At 67.9% G+C, this 23,788-nt stretch carries 1 protein-coding gene; it reads left to right on the top strand.

Annotated elements, in window-relative coordinates:
- Nucleotides 1-71: 71 nt before the first annotated feature.
- On the top strand, nucleotides 72-23,735 hold the full coding sequence (locus AC1RQF_RS21615; RefSeq protein ID WP_492872923.1) for an amino acid adenylation domain-containing protein: 23,664 nt from the start codon (nucleotides 72-74) through the stop codon (nucleotides 23,733-23,735).
- The last annotated feature ends 53 nt before the right edge of the window (nucleotides 23,736-23,788 follow it).

The following is a 23,788-nucleotide window of genomic DNA, read 5'->3' as shown; positions in this document are numbered from 1 at the left end:
GTGTGCGGGACGCGCGCAACGACCGCGGGAGGGGGAGTTTCATGAGGCGAGGGCATGATGGGAGCGGTTCAATGAGCGACGCAAAGAGACTGGCGGCACCCGGGAACGTCGAGGATGGCAAGCGGGAGATCGTGCCGACGGAGGAGGTTGATGCATGGCTGAAGCGGCACTTCATGGCCGATGCCCAAGCGCCGCTGTCGCGTAACCAGAGAGGTATCTGGTCGCGGCAAATGTTGTACCCGATGGACCCGCTCTATAACGTAGCCGTTGCCTGCACGGTCGGCGCCGGGTTCGACAGGGGGCTGTTCCGGCGCGTCTGTCAGCGGTTCCTGAATCATCACCAACTGCTCAACGCGCGCATCGTCGCCGAGGGCGACGCGCTGATACAGCGCATCGATTCCATGCGGGAACTGGCATGGTACGAATCCGCGACCGGCGAGTCGCTCGACGCTTGCCGCGCGCACGCGAAGCGTGACGCCGCCGTGCCGTTCGTGCTCCACGACGGACCGCTCTACCGAATCCATATCTATGAAGCGGCGTCGTGTGAAACGGTCGTGCTGCTCGTGGTGCATCACATCATCTGCGATGGCAGCTCCGTCAGCCGCTGGCTGTCAACGATCTGGCAGGACTATCGCGCGCTGAAGCAGCAGCGCACGCTGCCGCAGGCGCTGGGCGGCGCGAGCTTCCTCGATTTCGTGCAGCGCGAGGCCGCGCATCTCGACTCGGCAGCGGGACAGAAGAGTCTGGCCTACTGGCGCACGCAGTGCGCTGATGGCTTGCCGCCGCTCGACGCGGCGCTCAACCTCCCGCCCGCCGCCGATGACGCATCGGTATTCGCGACCAGCCGGCTGTCCTTTTCGATCGACGGCGATCGCGCCATGCGGATGCGCACGCTGCGCAAGACCGGTTCGTTCAGTCCATCCACCCTGCTGATGGGGGCTTTTACGCTCGCACTGTCGGCGTGGCGCGGTACGCGGCGCTTCACACTCGGTCTGCCGACGCTCGGCCGCCCCCCAGGCGCAGAGTTCGCGTCGACGATCGGCAATTTCACGAATCTCGTGCCGGTGGTCTGTGATCTCAATCCGGCGCAGACGTTTTCGCAATGGCTCGACGGCTGCCAGCGTTACGTCTACCGCGCGCTCGATCACGGATATCCGTTCGCCGGACTGCTGCAGGCGCTGCCGCGCCATGCGGATGCGCCGCTGTCGATCCAGACCGTGTTCACTTACCAGAAATTCGGCGATGAGATCGACATCGGCACACTGCCGGATCGGGTCGGCGATTCGGTCGAACTTGCCTTCGGCGCTGATATTTTTCAGCGCGACGAATATCCGGTTACCTGTGAAGTCGTCGAGGCCGGCGATGGATGGACCGTCAACCTGAAATACAAGACCGCGGTGATCGAGCATGACGACGCGGAGGCGCTGCAACACGCATTCGTCGCCGTGCTCGACGATGCGCTCACGGACCCTGACCGTACGATCGGCGCGCTGACGGCGCGCGATGATCGGCGTCACGGCGCCGGCCCGATGCAGCCGGCATCGCATGGTCCGGCCGCGGATGCAAAGAGCCTTTGCGCGCGCTTCACGGCGCTCAGTCGCCGGGATCCCGCGCGACGCGCGCTGAGCTTCGATGGCCGCCACATGACCTACGGCGACCTCGACCGCGGCAGCGACGCGCTGGCCCGGCATCTCGTGTCGCTCGGCGTGCGGCCGGGCGACCTGGTGTTGCTGTGCGTCACGCCATCGCCTGATCTGATCACCGCGATCCTCGCGATCCTCAAGGCCGGCGCCGCCTACGTACCCATCGATCCGGGCTCGCCGGCGCAGCGTATTGAAATGATCCGCGAGGACAGCGGCGCACGCTTCGTCGTCACGACCTCGATCTCGGAGGCGGCGGTCGAAAGCGTCGCGCACCGTGTCGTGCTCGATCGGGACGGCGCGGCGATCGCTGCGGCGGTCGAGCGCGAGCCGACCCTCGTGCTGCCCGATGTCCGGCGCGGCGATCTCGCCTACGTGATCTACACCTCGGGCACCACGGGCAAACCGAAGGGCGTCATGATCGAGCATGGCAACGTGCTGCGTTTGTTTGACCGCACAAACCATTGGTTCGACTTTGGCCCGGACGATGTCTGGACGCTGTTTCATTCCGCTGCCTTCGATTTCTCGGTCTGGGAGATCTGGGGCGCGCTGCTTTACGGCGGCCGTCTCGTGATCCTGGACACGACGCAGCGCAAGGATCCGGTGCGGCTGCTCGAGACGCTGGCCGATGAGCAAGTGACTGTGTTCAATCAGACACCGGCCGCATTCTACGCAGTCGTGCGCGCGGCGACGGCGGGCCCGCCGCGCCGCCCATTGGCGTTGCGCCTTGTCGTGTTCGGCGGCGAGAGGCTCGACTTCGGGCGACTCGCGCCATGGATCGAGCGCTACGGAGATAGCCGGCCGGCGTTGATAAACATGTACGGGATCACCGAGACCACCGTCCACGTCACCCATGCGCCGGTGACAGCCGCCGATGTGACGGGCGCGTGCGCCTCGGTGATCGGTCATCCGATTCCCGACCTCGACGTGCAATTGCTCGACGAGCACCGTGCGCCGGTGCCGGATGGCGAGATCGGCGAAATGTACGTCGGCGGGGCGGGCGTCGCGCGCGGCTATCTAAACCGGCCCGAACTCACACAGGAGCGCTTTGTCACGATATCCGGCGTGCGCTGCTACAAGACAGGCGACCTGGCCCGCCGCAATGCGCGCGGCGAGCTCGAGTACATCGGCCGAAACGACGCACAGGTGAAGATTCGCGGCTACCGCATCGAACTGGGCGAAATCGAAGCGTGCATGAATCAGCACCCGGTCGTCGAGCAGGGCGTCGTCATTGCGCACGAACACGCCAACGGCACGAAACATCTCGTCGCCTATTACCGTGCGCGGGACACGGCGACGGACGATGAGGCGCGATCGCATGATCTGCGCGCCTTCGTCGCCGCCAGATTACCCGAATACATGGTGCCGGCCTTCTTTGTCGCGCTCGCGGAACTCCCGTTGACGGGCAACGGGAAGTTCGACAGGCAATCGCTGAGCCGGCGGCCGATCGTGCTTGCCTCGACCGATAGCGACGTAGCCGACGCCAGCGCGACCCAGCAGCGGATCCGCGAACTCTGGCAGCAGGTGCTTGGCGTGGCGCCGGCGCACTTCGATCAGGGCTTCTTCGAGGCGGGCGGCGATTCGCTGTCCGTGGTGCTGCTCGCGCGCGCCATCGAACAGGCATTCGGTCACGCGTTTACGCCCGCGAAGCTGTTCCGATATGCAACGGTGCGTGATATCGCGGCCTATCTGGAGACACACGCGACGCGCCCTGACTCGAGCGACGCGGCGGTGTCCGTCGGACCGCGCGCGACGGCGGCTGACGAGTTGTCGCGCGCCTCGCCCGTCGTGCCCGACTATTACAACGAGAGCCTCGCGATCATCGGTATCTCGTGCGAATTTCCGGGCGCCGCGGACCATCTCGAATTTTGGGCGAACCTGTTGGCCGGTCGGGAGAGCGTGGAGTGGCTGACGCGCGCCGCGCTCGACGAAGCGGGTGTCGCGCCCGATCTCGCGAGCCATCCCGATTATGTGTCGGCGCGTTTCACGATTCCCGGCAAGACCCGCTTCGACGCCGATTTCTTCAAGCTGTCGGCGAAGCTCGCCGAATTCGCCGATCCGCAGTCGCGCCAGTTGCTGATGCATGCATGGAAGGCCGTCGAGGATGCCGGCTATGTGCCGGGGCAATTCGACGCCACCGGCGTATTCGTCTCGACCGGCAACAGCGGCTATCAGACGTTGCTCGACAACGCCCCCGATATCGAGCAACAAGACCGCTACCTCGCCTACGTGATGTCGCAGGGCGGCTCGACGGCGGCGCTGATTTCCTATCAGCTTGGCCTGACCGGCCCGAGCATGCAAATCGGCACCAATTGCTCATCGTCGCTGGTTGCGATCGACGCGGCGTTCAAGAGTCTGCGGGCGGGCGAATGCCGGCAGGCGATCGTCGGCGCGTCGACACTGTTCCCGCACGCCAATGCTGGATTTCTCTACCAGCCGGGTCTCAACTTCTCGAGTACGGGGCATTGCCGGACCTTTGATGTCGATGCCGATGGCATGATGGCGGGCGAGGGCGTCGCGGTGATCGTGTTGAAGAACGCGCGGCAGGCCGTCGAGGATGGCGACGCGATCTACGCGGTCCTGCGCAGCATCGCCGTCAACAATGACGGCCGCCAGAAGAGCGGCTTCTACGCGCCGAGCGCGCAGGGGCAGGGCCGTGTGATTCGGACGGCCCTCGAACGCGCGGCTGACATCGACGTCGAGTCGATTGCTTACGTCGAGGCGCATGGCACCGGCACGCGGCTCGGTGATCCTGTCGAGGTGATGGCGATCGACGAGGTCTATCGGCAGCGGACCGGGGCTCGGCAATTCTGCGCGATCGGCTCGGTGAAGCCGAACATCGGCCATCTGGACACGGCGGCGGGGCTGGCCGGCTGCATCAAGGTCGCACTGGCGTTGCGGCATCGGATGATTCCACCGACCATCAACGTCACCACGCCGAACCCGGCGATCGACTGGGCGTCGTCGTGCTTTCGCGTGCCGCATGAGGCGTCGCCGTGGCCCGAGGGCGCATGTCCGCCACGCGCAGCCCTCAGTTCATTCGGACTCGGCGGCACCAACGCGCATGCGATTCTCGAGGCCTGCCCCGACGTCCGGGCCGCGTCGCCCGATAGGGACGCGCCGACGGGCGAGCCTCGATTGGTGCTGTTGTCGGCCGCCGAACCACGGCTGCTGCCGACGATGGCGCGCACGCTGTCGGTGTTCCTCGTCGTGCATCCGGACTTGCCGTTCGACGCAGTGGCCGCCACGCTGCAACGTGGCCGCCAGCCGATGCGGCACCGGCTCGCGATCATCGCAACCGGCGCGCAGGAGGCCGCCGAGCTGCTCGAGCGCTATGCAGCCGAAGCGATGGAGGGCGCGACGGCGGCGCCGTGGCCTGCCGCGATCGTGTGCTCGCGGCCCGACGCCGCGCCATCCGCGCCGGGCGCCGCGGCCGACGCGATCGCCGAGGGCCTCGCGCGCCGCGATCTGTCGGCGCTGGCCGCGCTGTGGGTCGAGGGGCACGATGTGGACTGGTCGCCCCTGCATGCCGGCGCGGCGATGCGCCGCGTGCATTTGCCGACCTATCCGTTCGCACGCCGGCGCTATGAGGTCGCGGCCCGGTCCACGGCCGCCGGGACGGCGGGGCCGCGCCTCGCCGTTCAGCTCGCGACGGACGGCTCGAGGCAGGTCCACATCCGGCTGCGCCGCGACGACGACTACCTCGACGACCATCGCGTCGACGGCCGCCGCGTGCTGCCCGCCGTGATGACCTTCGAACTGCTCCGCGCGGCCGCGATGACCGATGCGGCCGTTCCCGACGAGGCAAGGTTGCAGATCGAGCACGTCGTCTGGTTGCGGCCGGTGATCTGCGATGGTGAGGCGCTGTCGCTGTGCGTCGAGCTGGCCGCGCGCGGTGTCGGACAAGACTGGCGTGCCCCTGTCGCGTTCCGGTTGACGGGCGTCGATGACGCGACGAATGAGCGGGTCATGTTCGCCGAGGGTGCGCTCGCGTTTGAGGCAAGCGGCAAAGTGGACGGCACGGACGGGTGGATCGCGCCCGAGGCGTTGCGGCAAGCGCTAACCGAAAACCGGATCGACGGGGCCGACTGGTATCGCGGTATCGCGGCCGGGCGAGTCCAGTACGGGCCGACCTACCTCGGCCTCGTCGAAGCGGGCTGGAACGACATGGGACTGACCGCGCGCGTGCGACTGCCCGAGTCGGTGTCCAGCTCGCTCGCCACGTTCCCGCTGCATCCGGCGCTGCTCGACTGCGCGTTGCAGGCGAGCGTTCTCCTGGACAGGGTCCGGCGTCATGGTGGTGACCCCGGGCAGTGGTCCGGGATGATGCCGGCGAGGCAGAAGCTGCCGTTCTTCGTCGAGCGCGTCGACGTGCTCGCGCCGCTCGAAGCGGAAGTGTGGGTGCGGGTACAGGGCCACGAACCGGTTGCGACGGCGCGCGAGGCGCGGTACGACATCTTCGTTCATGGCGCCTCTGGCGCATTGCTGGTCGCGATACGCGAATTCGTCACACGGGCGCTGCCCGGGGGGAACGAAGACCGAGCGCTACCCGCGCCAAACCCCATCGAGATGGCCGCGCAGCAGAAAAATGACGCCGATACTGCCCCTCTGCACACGCTGACGATTGCCTGGACCCCGCTCGATGAGAGGCGCGAGGCCGGCGTCTCGACGGCGCCCATCGTGCTGTTCGGCATCGGCGAGGTTCCGCCCGCCGAGCTTGTCGCGTGTTTCGCGGGCCGTGTCGTGCGCTATGTGCCGTTGCGCTCGGAGCCGGATGGTCCGGCGCTGGCCGCGCTGCCCGCCGACGCCGCGCTGGTGTTTGCGCTGCCGGCAGGCGCTGCGCGCATCGACGACGCGGCGCTGATCGACGCACAGCGCGACGGCGTGGTCGCGGTATTTCGCTGGTTGCGGGCGCTGATCGGCCACGGCTTCGAGCAGGTCGACCTCGACTGCACCTTCGTCGTCGAGCGCACGCAACGGGTGCGCGCGGGTGATTCGATTGCACCGGTGCATGCCGGTCTGATCGGCTTGGCGCAGAGCCTCGCGGGTGAGTATGGGCATTGGCGCGTGCGTCTGCTCGATGTGGGCGGGTTTGCCGACCTGCCGACGCCAGCGGGCTGGCCAAACGCGGAGGGCAAGGTCGTATTCGCCTGGCGCGACGGCCGCTGGTTCACGCGGAGCCTCGTCGAGACGGCCATGCCCACGTCGTGTCCAACGCTATACCGGCAAGGCGGTCACTATGTGGTGCTGGGCGGTGCGGGCGGCATTGGCCGCACGTGGACCGAGACGATGATCCGAGACTATCGCGCGCGCGTGGTCTGGCTGGGCCGAAAGCCGCGCAATCGCGAGATCGACGATGAGATCGCGCGCCTCGGCAAGCTCGGTCCCGCGCCGATCTACCTGCAAGCCGATGCGACCGACCCGGCCTCGCTGCGCCGCGCGCGGCATCGCCTCACCGAGCTGGGTCTGGACACGCTGCACGGTGTTGTCCATTCGGCACTGGTGCTCGACGATCGGGGCATCGCGGCCATGAGCGACGCGCAATTCGCGCGCGCGCTCGACGCCAAGGTCGCGACATCCGTGAATCTCGCACGCGTGTTCGGCGACGGCGATCTCGACTTCATGCTGTTTTACTCCGGCACGATCTCGTTCGTGAACCCTGCCGGCCAATCGAATTATGCGGCCGGCTGCAGCTTCCAGGATGCCTATGCGATGGCGTTGGCCGACCAGCGGCGATGTGCTGTCAAGCTCGTCCACTGGGGGTACTGGGGGCATGTCGGGGCCGTCGCGACGCCGGAATACCGCCGCCGGATGGCGGCGGCCGGCGTCGGATCGGTCGAACCCGAAGCCGCAATGCAACGACTGGCTCAATTCATGCAGGACAATCATATGCGGCAAATCGCCATCGAATCTCGTTTGCGTGCTCGCGGCGCGGCTATCGACACGCCGCAGGCGACGGATGCGCGGCCCGCCGGCACGCCCACGGACGCCCATCGTTCGCATCCGGACGCGCAGGGTTGGAGCCGGCTATTGCAGCGTGTCGACGCGCTGCGCGAGCACAACGGCCTGCGCGATCCAGTGGTCGAGCACGCGGCGTTGCTGATGGTGCGCCAGGTACTCGGCGCGCTTGACGCGCTGCCGGTCGATCGAACGCACGACGGCGCGTACCGGGCCGGACCGCGAAGTCGCCTCGCCGCGATTTATGAGCGCTGGTATCAGGAAAGCTGCCGGCAGCTCCAGCTCCACGCGTTGATCGACGTGTCGGGCGGAGCGACAGGCCACGCAACGCGTGCGACGGAAGACGCCCATGCGGCTTGGGCGAGGGTGCGCGACCATTATCGTGCGCATCTAAGCGTGCGGGCCGGTATCGAGCTGATGGACGCCTGCCTGCGCAATCTGCCGGCGATTCTGCGGGGTGAGCTTGCCGCGACCACGGTGATGTTCCCCGACTCGTCGATGCGGCTCGTCGAAAACGTGCATCGCAATCATCCGATCGCAGACTATTTCAACGAGGGTGTCGCCGAAGCGGTGATCGACCACGTTCGTCATCGCGTGGCGCGCGAGCGCGGCGTGCGCTTGCGGATTCTCGAGATCGGGGCCGGCACGGGCGGGACCAGCAGCAAGGTATTGCCGAACCTGCTGCCGTGGCGCGAGCAGATCGAAGAATACCGCTATACCGATCTGTCGAAGTCGTTCCTGTTCTATGCCGAGGATACATACGGAGCAGATGCGCCGTTTCTGAAAACAGCGATTCTCGACATCGAAGCGCCGACCACGGATGACCATCCGCATGCGGACAAGTTCGGAAGCTACGACATGGTGATCGCCGCCAATGTCCTGCACGCGACGCGCGATATCGGCCGCACGTTGCGCCATGCAAAGGCGTTCATGCGCGACGGTGGCGTGCTTGTGCTGAACGAGATGAGCGAGAACTGTGCGTTCTCTCATCTGACCTTTGGGTTGTTGGAGGGCTGGTGGCGCTACGACGACGAGCCGGTGCGCATCCCGGGATGCCCGGGCTTGTCTCCGCTCGAATGGCGGCGCCAACTCGAGCGCGCGGGCTTTGTCGATGTGCAGTTCCCCCTCGGCGACGCACAGCCGCTCGGCCAGCAGGTGATTGTCGCGCAATGCCGGCAACGCGCATGGCTGCGCGCCGAGCGCGATGAAGCCCGCGGCGCGGACGCGGTGCGCGGCGGCCGCGCCGCGCGGACGGGCGCCACCGCGCCTGGCTCCGGCGCCGCGCTCGAACCGATACTCGCGACGCTGCTCGCGGAAGTCCTGCGGATCGACCCGGCCGATGTCGATCACGAACGCAGCTTCTCCGACATCGGACTTGACTCGATTCTCGCGATTCAACTGACCAATAGGCTCAATGCGCGCTTGGGAATCCAGCTGGGCACGATCGAGCTGTTCGATCACAACACCGTCGCGCAGCTCGCCGCGCATCTGACGAACCGACATCGCGTGACCGAGGCGGCGGGCGGCTCGGCGCCAGCTCCCGCGCTGTGCGAAACGGCGACCAATGCGGCGGCTGGACCGTCCTCGCGGGCTGCCACGGGCGATGTACTCGAACGTGTGACGGTGATGCTGCGGGAGCACGTTGCGCGCGCGGTGCGTGTCCGCGAGGACGAGATCGATTTGCATCGCAGCTTCGCCGATCAGGGCGTTGATTCGATCATCAGCGTGCAGATCGTGAACCGGATCAACAAGTTGTTCGGCCTGCGCATCGCGACGACGGTGATGTTTGATCACAACACCGTCGGCCGGCTTGCGGCCCACCTGTGCGAGCGACACGGCGCGGCGCTTGCGAAAGCCGCGCAGACCGAAGCGAGCACGCCACCGGATGCGGCCGCGCCCGATGTCGCGCCCGCACGCGCCGCCGCGACGGCGCTGTCGGCGCGCGAATCCGAACCGAGCCGAACGGCGAGCGCGCCGCCGGCCGCCGGCCCAGGGTCGATATGCGCAGTCCTGATCGATGGACCCGGCGAGATCGAAGATCTGTCGATCGCCGCTGTCGCATCGCGTGGGCTCGATCACGATGAAGTACGCGTGGCGGTGCGCGCGTTCTCGCTGAACTTCTCGGATCTGCTGTGCGCGCGCGGGCTCTATCCGAACATGCCGCCGTATCCATTCGTGCCGGGCAATGAGGCAGCCGGTGTCGTGATCGAGGTCGGGGCGGGCGTCAGCACGTTCCGACCCGGCGATGAGGTTGTCTGCCTGTGCCAGGGCTGCCATGCGGAGCAGGTCATCTGCACGACAAGCCAGGTATTCGCCAAGCCCGCGAGCTGGAGCTTCGAGGAAGCCTGCGCGTTGCCGATCGTCGGCATCACGATGATCGACGCATTCAGCAAGGCCGCGCTCGCCCGCGGCGAGCGGATACTGATTCAGACCGCGACAGGCGGCACCGGGCTGATCGCGGTGCAACTCGCGATGCACCGCGGCGCGGAAATCTTCGCGACGGCCGGTAGTGAGGCCAAGCTGCGCTATCTGCGTGATCTCGGTATCGCGCATACGATCAACTATCGAACGGAGGATTTCGCCCAGGAACTCGCGCGGCTGGCGCCGGGTGGAGTCGACGTCGTGATCAACACGCTCGGTGGCGATGCACTCCAGAAGGGGATCGACTCTCTCGGACCGGGTGGCCGCTACATCGAGATCGCGATGACCTCGCTGCGGAGCGCACGCAGCATAGACCTGTCGTCGCTATCCGACAACCAGACTTTCTACAGCGTCGATCTCGCGCGCATGGGGGCACGGGATCCGCGGAAGATCGCGCGGTATTGGGATGAGCTTGTGTCGCTGACAGAGCAGGGCGTCGTCCGGCCGACGATTTCGGAGGTCGTCGCGTTCCGTGACGTCCATGATGCCTATCGTCGTCTTGCCGATCGCGGGAATATCGGCAAGATCGTCGTGCGCGTCGACCAGTCGAGCGCGCCCCGGCCGCGCGAACGCGAGCGTGGAGCGAACCTGCCGGCGCGGGACGCTGCGGCGTCCGGCGCGCCGGACGGTGCGACCGAACCGGCAGGCGCGGGCGCGCGCGTGGTACGCGACGACGACATCGCGATCATCGGGATGAGCGGCCGCTTCGCGCGCTCGCCCGACCTCGACGCATTCTGGTCCCACCTCGCGTCCGGCACCAGCCTGATCGCGCCCGTGACGCGCTGGGATCTCGGCGACGGCGACGCGCGTTGCGAGACCGGCAGCTTCCTGGACGATCTGTCCACATTCGATCCGTTCTTCTTCAAGATCTCGGGGACCGAGGCGCGCTACATGGACCCGCAGCAGCGCCTGTTCCTGGAAGAAGCGTGGAAGGCGCTCGAGGATGCCGGCCACGCCGGCGAGTTGGATAAGCAGCGACGCTGCGGCGTCTACGTCGGCTGCTCGGGCGGCGACTATCATCTATTGTTCCCCGGGCCCGGCGCATCCGACGGCGACACGCGCGCCCGTCCGCCCATTCAATCGTACTGGGGCAATGCGGTGTCGGTCATTCCGGCTCGCATCTCCTACTTCCTCGACCTGCACGGCCCGGCCGTCGCGATCGACACGGCCTGCTCGAGTTCGCTCGTCGCGCTGCACATGGCGTGCGCCGCGCTGCGCAGCGGCGAGGTCTCCATGGCGCTGTGCGGCGGCGTGTTCGTGCAATGCACGGCCGGCTTCTACCAGCAGGCGCAGCGCGCCGGCATGCTGTCGACGACCGGCAACTGCTATGCGTTCGACGCGCGTGCCGACGGCTTTGTGCCGGGCGAGGGGGTGGGCGCGATCGTGTTGAAGCGGCTTGGCGACGCGATCGCGGACGGGGATCACATCGATGGCGTGATCCTCGCGTCGGGCATCAATCAGGACGGCAGCACCAACGGCATCACGGCGCCTAGCGCGCGCTCGCAGGAGGAACTCGAAACCGACGTCTACGATCGCTTCGGTATCGACCCGCGCGAGCTGCAGATGGTCGAGGCGCACGGGACGGGCACCCCGCTCGGCGACCCGATAGAGTTCACCGCGCTCGCCAACGCGTTCGGCCGCTACACGCGGGATCGCGGCTTCTGCGCGCTCGGCTCGGTGAAGACCAATATCGGGCACACGACGACGACGGCGGGTATCGCTGGCGTGCTGAAGATCTTGCTCGCGCTCCGTCATCGCCAACTGCCGCCGTCATGCAATTTCGAACGCCCCAATCCCGAGATCGAGCTTGACGACAGCCCGTTCTACGTCAATACACGCCTACGTCCTTGGCGCGTCGAGACCGGCCGCCGCCGGATGGCGGCGGTCAGCTCGTTCGGCTTCAGCGGCACCAATGCGCATGTGGTGATCGCCGAGGCGCCACCCATCGCGCTCGGGAACCCGAGGTCCGCGCCGGGCCAGCCGGAGTTGCTCGTGGTGTCGGCGCAGACGCACGCGCAACTGAACGCGCAACTGGAGAGGATGGCTGCGTTCGCGTCCGGAGGCGCCGCACGCGATCTGTCGCTCGCCGACATCGCCTTCACGCTGGCCGACGGTCGACGGCATATGCGCTACCGCTGGGCCTGCGTCGCAAGCAGCGTCGAGGAATTCGCCGCCTACTGCGGCGCTGGCGTCCCGTCGTCGCCATCGACGTCCACGGCGGTGTTCCAGGGCGACGCCAACGAGGCGCTGTCGCCGCATGTCGCCGATCGCGTCGGCGACGCCGACCTGATCTCGCAGGCGCGGCGCTTCGTGGCCGGCGGCCGGCTCGATTCCGCGCGATGGACGGGCCGCGGTTGCCGTCGCGTGCGTCTGCCCGTCTATCCGTTCGCACGCGAATCCTACTGGGTGGAGACGCCCGGCGAGGAACGCAATCCTTGGCCGCCGCTCGAAGTGGCGGAGGCCGGGATCGGCCCGGTGTGGCGCTTCTCGCGTCGTCTCGAAGGCAGCGAGCCGTTCCTGCGAGATCATCGCGTGCTCGGCGAATCCTGGCTGCCGGCCGTCGTCTACTGGGAGATGACGCGCTGGTCGGCCCGGCAGGCCGCGCCCGAGGCGCCCGCGACGGATCCGGTCGTACTGCGCGACGTGATCTGGCAACACCCGTTGTCGCTCGCCGCCGGGCCGCGTGTCGTTGAGGTGCGACTCGAGCGCGACGCCGCCGTGGCATTGTCGCCGCGCTTTCGCTTCGTGATCGAGAGTCGGCTTGCCGAGCCGGACGACGCTGCAGCGCGTCTGACTCATTGCAGCGGAAGCGTCGAGATCATGCGCACCGACGACGCCGGCGCGTCATGTCTGCTCGATCTGAGCGCGTTCCGGCGCCAGGCGGAGGAACTCGACGTGGCCGAGTGCTACCGCGCGTTTGCCGCGCTCGGCATCGAATTCGGGCCGAGCCATCGCGGCCTGAAAAAACTCTATCGCTACCGCGATCAACTGCTCGCGCAGGTCGGCCGCTCGGGTGCCGCCGGGATCGACGACGGCTACCTGCTGTCGCCGACCATCACGGACGCCGCGTTGCAGGCCCACATCGGCAACGTGCTCGGCACCGGCACCGATGTGCTCCCGTTGCCGTATGCGATGGACAGCCTGACGATCGTGGACGCACCGTCCGATCCGAGCTGGGTCTGGATCCGCCAGGGTCGCGAAGGCGCGCGCGAACATAGCCCGTCCAGCATGCTCCACGATATCGACGTGTTCGACGAGGAGGGCCGTCTACTGCTCGCGATGCGGGGCTGCCGCTCCGCGCCGGCACGGCGCCGCCGCATCGCGGCGCCGATACACCCGCTCGTGCATGAGCGGGTCGACGGACCTGACTTGCGCTATCGCAGCGAATTCATCGGCGATGAATTTTTTCTGGACGGCCATCGGATCGCGGGCGTGAAGATCTTGCCGGCTGCCTGTTATCTCGAGATGGCACGTGAAGTGAGCCAGCGCGTGGGCGCGCGCGGCGGTGTGCTGCGCGACATCTTCTGGCTCGCGCCCTACCAGGCGCCCGACCTCCCGGGCGGCGCGCGGCCGGCTCCCATCACCGTACAGATGGAAGCGAGCGGCGAGCGGCATTGCCGCGTCGTCAGCACCGGCGCGGACGGTCGCGAGACCACGCACTTCGTGGGCCGCTGGGCGCAAGAGGCCGTGCCCGATGCGATCGGCGCGGTCGACGTCGACGCGATCCTGCGCCGTACCTCGACGCGTCTCGCGCGTGATGCGATGAACGCGCTCGTCGAGGCGACCTCGTCGTTTGGCGCACCGTTCCAGGTGATGACATGGTTGCAGCACGGGGCCGATGAGGCGCTGGCCGCGTACAGGCTGCCGGCCGGGCAGAGCGGGCCCTATCACTGGCACCCTGGAATACTGAGTGCGGCGCTGGGTGCCGTCGAGATATGGATTGCGGCACGCGGCGAGACCGGCGCGCATCGCCTGCCGTATGGGATCGGCAGCATAATCGATCACGCGCGGCCCACGGATGCCGGGTATATCCACGTGCGCCGCGTGTCGGGCGAACGGGCAATGCTGGATCGCTACGATATCGACCTGCTCGACGCCGACGGGCGCATCACGGCGTCACTGCGCGGCTACTCCGTGCGGCCCTGGCTGTCCAGTGACCATCCGGATGCGGCCGACGCCGGCTCGAGCCGTGCCGCGATTTCCGTGATGACGGGCACGCCCCGTTGGCGTGACGCGCCAACGCCGGCCCCGGCAACGGCGCGCGCGGACGACGCCGTCGATCGTCTATTTTTCGTACCAGATCACGACACGGCGCTGCACGCGTGGCTGCGCGATCTCGACCCGGCGGCGCGCCTGTGTCCGCTGCCGTGCGGGGCGATCGTAGACGACGATGGCATGGCGCGCGTCGGTCGCGTCGAGGCAGCGTACCGTCAGGCTTTCGAGGCGATACGAGCCGTCGCGGATGGCGCCGGGACCCGCGCCGTGCATCTGCTGATGCTCGTTCACGACGCGTGCCGCGACGAAGCGATGCCGAGCCTGCAAGCGCTGATCGCGACGGCGGCGCTGGAGTACGAGCGCATCGCCGCGAAAACCGTGTTCTATGCACCGGCAGGCGTCGCTGATCCGTCAGCCGCAGCCTATCGCGAGCGCTTGAGGCGCGAACTGCTGAGTCCCGAAGCCGATGAACCGGAAGTGCGCCTCGCGCTCTCGGGCGAACGACAGACGCGTCGCGTCGCGGCGGCCGAGCTCCCCGCCCGCGCGGCGGCCGATGAGCGCCGCGACGGCGTGCTCGCGGCGCATCCTCTCGAGCCCGGCGATGTCGTCTGGCTGGTCGGCGGGATGGGCGGGATCGGGCAGCACGTGGCGCGCGATCTCGCGGCGCGCGGGCTGCGCGTCACGATCAGCGGGCGCAGCGTGGATCCGGCCGCATGGCGGGCGTTTCGTGAGACAGCGAGCACGGCGGGCGAGCGTCTCGACGCGCTTGCGGTCGATATCGCCGATGCGGACGACGTGAAGCGCGCGGTGGCGAGCATCGTGGCGAAACACGGCCGTATCGACGCCGTGATCCACTCCGCGGGCGTGATCGGCGACGCGTACCTGCGTCACGGCCGCGCGGTCGATGCGGAGCCCGTGTTTGCCTCGAAGCTGCGTGGCGGCGCGAATCTCGATGATGCGACGCGCGACCTGGACCTGAAGTGTTTCGTGCTGTTCTCCTCGCTGTCCGCGTTGGGTAGCCCGGGGCAGGCTGCCTATGCGGTCGCCAACGCCTACTTGAATCAGTTGGCCCTGCAGCGCAATCGCGCCGCACTCGGGGGGCGGCGTCGCGGACGCAGCTTCGCGATCGGCTGGCCGCTCTGGCTCGACGGCGGCATGGCGATGGCGCCGGAACGCCGCGCACTGATGCGCGAGCGGACCGGACTCGATTCGCTGACGACGGACCAGGGTCTCGCGATACTCGATGCGGTGCTGAACGCGTGCCGGATCGCGACGCCGGAAGACGGTGTGTTGCTGGTCGCGCCGGGTCCTGACCGCGAGCGCATCGTGCGAGCCCTGGATGCCCGTTTCGTCGAGACGGAACCTGATGCCGGCGTCGCGGCAGGGCACGCGGCGGATATCGACTTGCCGGAATCCACGCGGCTGCGCGCGGCTGTGCTCGACCTGCTGAAGGCGACGGTTGCCGCCCAGCAGACCATCGCCGCGGCCAAGATTGACGACGGCGCACTGTTCCTCGATCTCGGCTACGACTCGATCAGCCTGATCGGTCTCGCGCGTGATCTCGGCGCGCGGGTCGGGTTGACCTTGCAGCCAACGCTGTTTTTCGAGTATCCGGTGCTCGTCGATGTCGCGGATCATCTTGTCGCGTCTCACCGCGACAGGCTGGCTGCGCATCTCGGGGGCCGGCCGGCTTCCGCACGTGCCGCTGTGGGTTCGAACGAGCCTGCGTCGGTAAGCGATTCGGCCGATGAATCGCGTCGCGCGCAGGCTGCCGGCGTGGCATCCGGCGAATCCGCGCGGCAAGCGGATCCGGTCACGACACGCGACCGCGTCGCCGTGATCGGCATGAGCTGTCGCTTCCCCGGCTCGGACAGCCCCGACGCATTCTGGCGCAACCTGACGGAGAACCTCGACCTCGTCGGTCGAGCGACCGGCCCGCGCGCATCGTTGCTCAGCAGCGTGACGACGCCGTCCGAAGGCGGTTTCGTCGATGACATCGAGCGCTTCGATCCGCAATTCTTCGGCTTGACGCCGATGGAAGCGGAGTTCATGGATCCGCAGTTCCGTCTGTTCCTGCAATGCGCGTGGCGCGCCGTCGAGGACGCCGGCTACCGGATCGGCGATCTGGCGAAGCGGCGAGTCGGTGTCTTCGTCGGTGTGACGACGAGCGACTACCGCGATCTATGGCTGAGCCGGATCGGCGCCGAGTCGGCGACTCACCTCGGCCTCGCGCACTTCATGATCGCGAACCGCGCGTCCTACCAATTCGACCTGCGCGGCCCGAGCGAGGTGATTGACACTGCCTGCTCGAGTTCGCTCGTTGCGATTCATCGTGCCTGCGAGAGCCTGGCCTGCGGCAATTGCGAGATCGCGATCGTCGGCGGTGTCAACGTGATTGCGAATCCCGCCGTCACCGAGGCGGCGGTGGCCGCCGGCATGCTGAGCCCGGACGGACGCTGCAAGACTTTCGACAGCAGCGCCAATGGCTTCGGCCGAGGCGAAGGCGTGGGGGTCGTCGTACTGAAGCGCATGGCCGACGCGCTCGCGGACGGCGACCATCTGGACGCCGTCGTCGTCGCGAGCGGCGAGAATCATGGCGGACGTTCCAGCTCGCCATCCGCTCCGAATCCCGATGCGCAGCGCCAACTCATCGTCGATATTTATCGACGTTCAGGCATCGATCCCGCCAGCGTCGGCTACGTCGAGGCCCATGGTACCGGCACCGCGCTCGGCGACCCGATCGAGATCAAGGCGCTGGTGCGCGCATTCGCCGAGCTTGCCGAGGGCCGGCCCGCCGAGGCGCCACATTGCGCGATTGGTTCGGTCAAGGCAAACATCGGCCATCTCGAGGCCGCCGCCGGGATTTCCGCGTTCATCAAAACGGTGTTGATGCTCAAGCACGGCAAGATTCCCGGTAATCCGCACTTGAAGCAGCCGAACCCCTATCTCGAGCTGGATGACAGCCCGTTCACTTTGGCGCGCGAAACGTGCGACTGGCCCGCGTCGCATCGACGTGCCGGCGTCAGCAGCTTCGGACTCGGCGGCTCCAACGCGCATATCGTGCTGGACGCCGCCGATGCGTATCCGGCCGCCGCTCCAGGCAACGTGCCGGAGCCCGCGTCGGGTCCAGTCGCGATCGGGTTGTCCGCCCGGCGGCCGGCGGAACTCGACGCGATCGCCGTCGCGTTGCTGGACTTTCTGTCCGCGCCGACTGCCGCCATGCCATCGCTGCGGGATCTCGCGTTCACGCTTGATCGCGGGCGCGAGACCCATCCGCACCGGCTCGCGTTCCTCGCCACCGATATCGACGACGTGCGACGAAAGTTGGCGCGCGTCAACGCGGGCGACGATGCGGCGACGCTGGCCGCGCATGGCGTCGTCGTCAGCCGCGCCGGGGACGATAGCGCCACGCGTCACGCGCACCTGCTCGCCGGGGCGTATCACGACCTCGCCGAGCGCGCGCCGGAAGTGCTGCGCGATCTTGGGGCGTGGGTGCGCGGCGAGATTGACACCTGGCGCGGACCGCTGGCCGCGCGCGGTCGGCGGGTCAGCCTGCCGACCTATCCGTTCGGAGGCAAGTCGTATTGGTTACCCGAAGCGCCTCGGTCAGTCAGCGCGGCGTCATCGGTACTGCATCCGCTGCTCCATCGCGAGGTGTCCGCCGAGGCGGGCATCCGCCGCTTTGCCTCGATATTCAGCGGCGAGGAGTGTTTCCTCGCGGATCATCGGGTCCAGGGGCAGCGGCTGCTGCCCGGCGTCGCGAGCCTCGAGATGGCACTGGCGGCCGCCTGCCTTGCAGCCGGAGAAACAGGCGACAGCGGTGCCACGCTACGCAACGTTGTCTGGTCGCGGCCTGTCATCTGGGGCGCGGCGCATCCGGATGTCGCGCTGAGCCTGTCCGCGGGGGCCGTGCCGCGCGCGTGGCGCTACCGGCTCGGTGTCGGCGGTGACGATACGTACGGCGAGGGCGAGGTCGCGCTGACGGCCATGCCCCCCGTGCGCACGCTCGACCTCGAACGGATGCGTGCCGAGCGGGACGGCTCGCGGGTGTCGGCCGAGGCGTGCTACCGTCGCTATCGGGAGGTCGGCATCGAATACGGGCCCAGCCATCGCGGGCTCGAACGGCTTTATCTCGGCAGTGGCGACGTGCTCGCCGAAATCGCGCTGCCAGCCGGCAGCGTGGACGCCGCCGGGGCATTCCGGCTCCATCCCGGATTGCTCGATGCCGCCTGGCAGGCGGTCATCGGTCTCACGATCGATCGCGGTCAGCACGAGGCGAGCCTGCCGTTCGCGCTCGACGAGATACGCATCGTGCAGCCGCCGCGAGCGTCGCGGCTGTGGGCCTGGATCCGCCCGGGCGACGATGGCGCGGCGAGCGTCGACATGGATATAGCGCTGCCCGATGGCCGCATCGCGATCGAGCTTCGCGGGCTCCACACGCGCCAGCAGGTCGCGCCGGCCGCTTCAGCGCCTCGGGATGAGGGCGCCGTTACCGGGGATGGCGGCCTGCTGCCCGCCGGCGAGGTCACGCTGAGCCCCGTCTGGGAATCACTGCCCGCGCAGGACGGGGCGGTGCCGAGCGGGCCCCGCGAGCTCTGGGTGTTCGGCTCGAACGAGGCCGTGCGCGCCGCATTGGAGGGGACGCGCACGGTCATCTGTTTCGACAGCCTCGATGGCACGGACGACGCCTTCCGCCGAACCTTGAAGGCGTATGCCGAGACGGCAAGGGCCGAGGCTCCGCATCTGCTCTGGATCAGCGGCGGCGGTGAGAACCCAGACCTCGACCCCGACGCGCTGATTGCGCGCCAGTCACGCGGCATCCTGCCCTTGTTCCGATTGATCAGTGCGCTGATCGAGGCCGGTCTCGATAGCGTGCCGCTTGCGCTGACGGTGGTTACGCGCAGGCTGCACGCGCTCGGCGATGAAACCGACAACGACATCTCCGATGCCGGCGTCGTCGGCCTCGTTGGCACGGTGGCGCACGAATATCCGCACTGGACGGTACGGCACTGGGACGTCGACGCGCCGGTCGACGACGGCCGCTTCTTCCGTCGCCTGGACACGCATCTCATCACGACGGCCGGCGCCGACGGCGACGTGCGCGTGCATCGCGGCGGCCGCTGGCACCGCCAGCGTCTCGCGCGCGTCGTCGATGAGGGGCGTGCCGATCCGGTATATCGCGAAGGCGGCGTCTATCTCGTGATCGGCGGCGCGGGCGGGTTGGGCAGGACGTGGTCGCGCCACATGATCGAGCGATTCGGCGCGCAGATCGTCTGGCTCGGGCGACGCGCACCGGATGACGAGATCCGCGCGCATCTCGCCGCGCTCTCCGCGCTCGGGCGCGGCGGCATCACCTATCTGCAAGCCGACGCGACCGACGCCGTCGCGCTGAAACGCGCCCGCGCGGCGATCATGGAGCAATTCGGCGCGCTCCACGGCATCGTGCATGCGCCGATCGTCCTGGCGGATCGCTCGCTGGCGAGGATGGACGAGACAGCGTTCCGTCTGAGCTACGACGCCAAGCTGAAGACCTGCGCGAACCTGTATCCGCTGTTCGCCCGGGAGCCGCTCGACTTCGTGCTGTTCTTCTCGTCGCTGAACGCGTTCTCGCGCTCGGCCGGGCAAGGCAACTACGTGGCCGGCTGCACGTTCACCGACGCTTACGCGCGCAAGCTGGACACCCGGCTGGCATGCGACGTCAAGGTAATCAACTGGGGCTATTGGGGCGACGTCGGCATCGTGGCCGGCGCGCGTCACCGCGAACGGGCACTTGCCGCGGGGCTCGATTCGATCAGCGCCGAGGACGGTCTGCGCGCGATCGACGCATTGCTCGCGCGCCCCGGTTCGCAGGTCGCATACGTCAGGACGGCCCGGCCCATCGCAGCGCGGCACTACGACTCGAACACGTTGGTATGCCGCTATCCGCGCACGATCCCGGCGGTCGAGGCGGCGCGGTTCGCGGCACGCCCGGCCGCCGATCTCGACGCGGTGAGCCGCGAGACACTCGGTTTCAGGCAGCGCGTGGGGGCGTTGGCCGAGCGGCTGATGCTGGCGACGCTGCAGCAGGTCGCGCTCGCGCCAGCGAGCGGCGCAAACGCCCCCGCCGGCACGTTCGACGAGCGGCTGCGCGCCGATGCGCCGCCGCATGTCGACGCCTACGCGGCGTGGCTCGCACAGAGTCATCGCCTGCTCGTCGCGGCGGGTCATCTGTCCGTCGACGGCGAGTTCTTGTCGTGTCGCGCGCCGGCCTGTTCGCTCGATGCGCTGTGGCAGGACTGGCGCGGGCTTGCCGAGGAGTACGCGCAACAGCCCGGCTATGTCGCGCAGTTGGAATTGCTCGAGTCGTGTTTGCGCGCACTCGGCGAGATCCTGCGCGGCGACGTCGCGGCGACCGACGTGATGTTCCCGGGCGGCGGCATCTCGCGTGTCGAAGGCATTTACCGGAATAACGCGGTATCGGACCACTTCAATCACATGCAGAGCGAGGCGATCGCCGCGTATGTCGAGGCGCGGGTGCGGATGCAGCCGGACGCGCAGCTGCGCCTGCTGGAAATCGGCGCCGGCACGGGCGGCACGACCGACGGCCTGCTGCGCCGACTCGAGCCGTGGCGCGCGCATATCGCCGAGTACTGCTACACCGATGTGTCGAAGGCCTTCCTGATTCACGGCGAGACGCGCTACGGCGAGCGCTACCCATTCCTGTCGACGAAGCGGTTCGACGTCGAGAAGGCGCCGGCCGGGCAGGGGATCGCCGAGAACCATTACGACGTGGTGCTGGCAACCAACGTGCTGCACGCGACCGCGTCGATGCGCGACACGATGCGGCATCTGAAGGCGATCCTGCGCCCGTCGGGCATTGCGGTCGTCAACGAAGTCAGCGAGGTGAACGTGCTTGGACACGTCACGTTCGGCCTGCTGCCCGGCTGGTGGCGGAGCGTCGATCCCGAACTGCGCATCCCGGGTGGCCCCGCGCTGTCGCCCAGCGCATGGGCCACGCTCGGCGCGGCTGAAGGGCTGCGTCCACTGGGTTTCCCGGCGCAAGAACAGCATGCGCTCGGGCAGCAGATCATCGTGTTCGAAAGCGACGGCGTGGTGCGCCGGGCGCTGACGGCCGACGCGTCGCCGGCGACGGGAAGCGCGCTCACCAGGCCCGATGTGCGGGCGCGGTCCACCCGCACGGGCGATTCGCACGGTGCAACGGCGACCGTGTCGGAGGAGATGCGCTTCAACGGCGCGCTTGCGTTTGTACAGCGGCTCGTCGCCGATACGCTGAAGATCGATCTGGATGAATTGCCTCCCGACGAGCACTTCCAGTCGATCGGCCTCGACTCGATCCTCGTCGTCCAGCTGACGAACCAGCTGCGCCGCTATTTCGACGGCATCACAAGTCCGCTGCTGTTCAAGGTCTCGACGGTACGCGCGCTGACCGAACATCTGTGGCGCGCCGAACGGGAGCGGCTGCTCGAGCACGCGCATGGTGCCGTGCCGGGAGCGGATGAAGCCTCGGCCGTCGCCGCTGTCGGCGATCGCGGTACCGGCGCCGTGCATGGCACACGTCCGGCTGTTCCGGACGATGGCATCGCGGATTCCGACGTCGCGATCATCGGCATGAGCGGACGGTTTCCGGGCGCGCCCGATCTCGCGGCGTTCTGGAGGATTCTGCGAGATGGCGTGAACTGCATCAGCGAAGTGCCGCCGGCGCGCTGGCGCTGGCAGGACTACGACGACCCCGAACTCAGCGAAACGGACCGGATCTACACCCGCTGGGGCGGCTTCATCGAGGACATCGACCGTTTTGATCCACTGTTCTTCCAGATCTCGCCGAAGGACGCGGAAAAAATGGATCCGCAGGAACGCCTGTTCCTTGAGGAAGCCTATCGCGCGATCGAGGATGCCGGTTATACGCCGTGCGGGCTCAGCGAAGCCGGCAGCGTCGGCGTGTTCGTTGGCGCGATGAACGGGACCTACAACGCGCAGCCGAACTTCTGGTCGATCGCCAACCGGGTTTCATATTGCTTCGATTTGTCCGGGCCGAGCATGGCCATCGATACCGCCTGTTCCTCGTCTCTGACGGCGCTGCACACAGCGCTCGAAAGTCTGCATTGCGGCTCGTGCGACGCCGCGATTGTCGGCGGGGTCAGTCTGATTGTCGATCCGGTCCAGTATCAAGGGCTGTGCGCAATGACGATGCTGTCGCCGGGCAATCGCTGCAAGGCATTCGGCGCCGATGCGGACGGTTTCGTCGACGGCGAGGGCGTCGGGGTGTTCGTGCTCAAGCCGCTGCGCAAGGCGCTCGCCGACGGCGATGCGATCCACGGCGTGCTGAAGGGCAGCGCGATCAATGCCGGCGGCAAGACTCACGGCTACACCGTGCCCAATCCCGCACGGCAGTCGGAAACCCTGCGCCGTGCGCTGGAGCGCGCTCGCGTGGCGCCGGCCGAGATCGGCTACATCGAGGCGCACGGCACCGGCACGGCGCTCGGCGATCCGATCGAGATCGCGGCGCTCACCGATGTGTTCGACGGATCGACGGACATCGAGGACGGCACGGGCGCCGCCTGTCCGATCGGCTCGGTGAAGTCGAACATCGGCCATCTGGAAAGCGCGGCCGGCGTCGCAGGTGTCGCGAAGGTATTGCTACAGCTCCGGCACCGCCAGTTGGTCGCATCCTTGCATGCGGCCGAGGGTAATCCGGAGATCGATTTCAGCCGCACGCCGTTCCGAGTCCAGCAGAACCTGGCCGACTGGACGCCCCGGGTGACGCGCGGAGGTTCCCCGGCGCGCATCGCGGGCGTGTCGTCGTTTGGCGCGGGAGGGGCGAATGCGCACGTGATCGTCGCCGAGCCGCCCATGCGCCGCGACGAGCGGACGCCCATCGCGCAAGGCCCCGTGATCCTTGTGCTCTCCGCTCGGAGCGCGGATCGGCTACGCCGGAAAGTGGCTGACCTCGTGCGTCATCTCGAGACGGACGGGGCCGGCGTAGCGCTCGCCGATCTGGCGTTCACGCTGCAAACCGGCCGAGAGCCGATGCCTTGGCGCGTCGCGTGGCTCGCCGATAGCGTCGAGGGGGCGCTCGACCAGCTGAGGGACTGGCTCGCCCGAGAAGACGCGACCGGCACCGATGCGAGCGTGTTCGGCGCGGCGGCTAGACAGGCCGATGCGGTGGCGCGACGCATGCTCGACGATCGCGATCTGGCGTCGCTCGCGCGTATCTGGACCGACGGCGCACGGGTCGACTGGGCGCGTCTGTGTGAGGGTGAGGTCGCTCGCCCGCGCCGACTCCATCTGCCGACCTATCCGTTCGCCGGCGGTTCGTATTGGCGCGCCCCGACGGCACGCGACAAGGAGCGCGTCGCGCACGCCGGCGACGGCACTGGCCGCGCGGACGAGGAGCGCACCGATGCCTTCAACGAAGCATTGTATGCATCGGTCATCGACCATCTGATCAACCAGGAGCTGGACCCGCAGGCTGCACTGCGGGTGGTCCAGTCTGGACGCTGAACCTGCTTGCGCGACGGCGCTTCGGCGCCAGTCCGCGCAGCGCCACGGAAATC

The organism is Burkholderia sp. GW821-FHT14F03 (assembly GCF_058803765.1).
This window is presented reverse-complemented; position numbering and strand designations above follow the sequence as displayed.

Bases quoted from the DNA above. Each gene is read 5' to 3' on its own strand.
- AC1RQF_RS21615 (WP_492872923.1), top strand. From the start codon at position 72: ATGAGCGACGCAAAGAGACTGGCGGCACCCGGGAACGTCGAGGATGGC.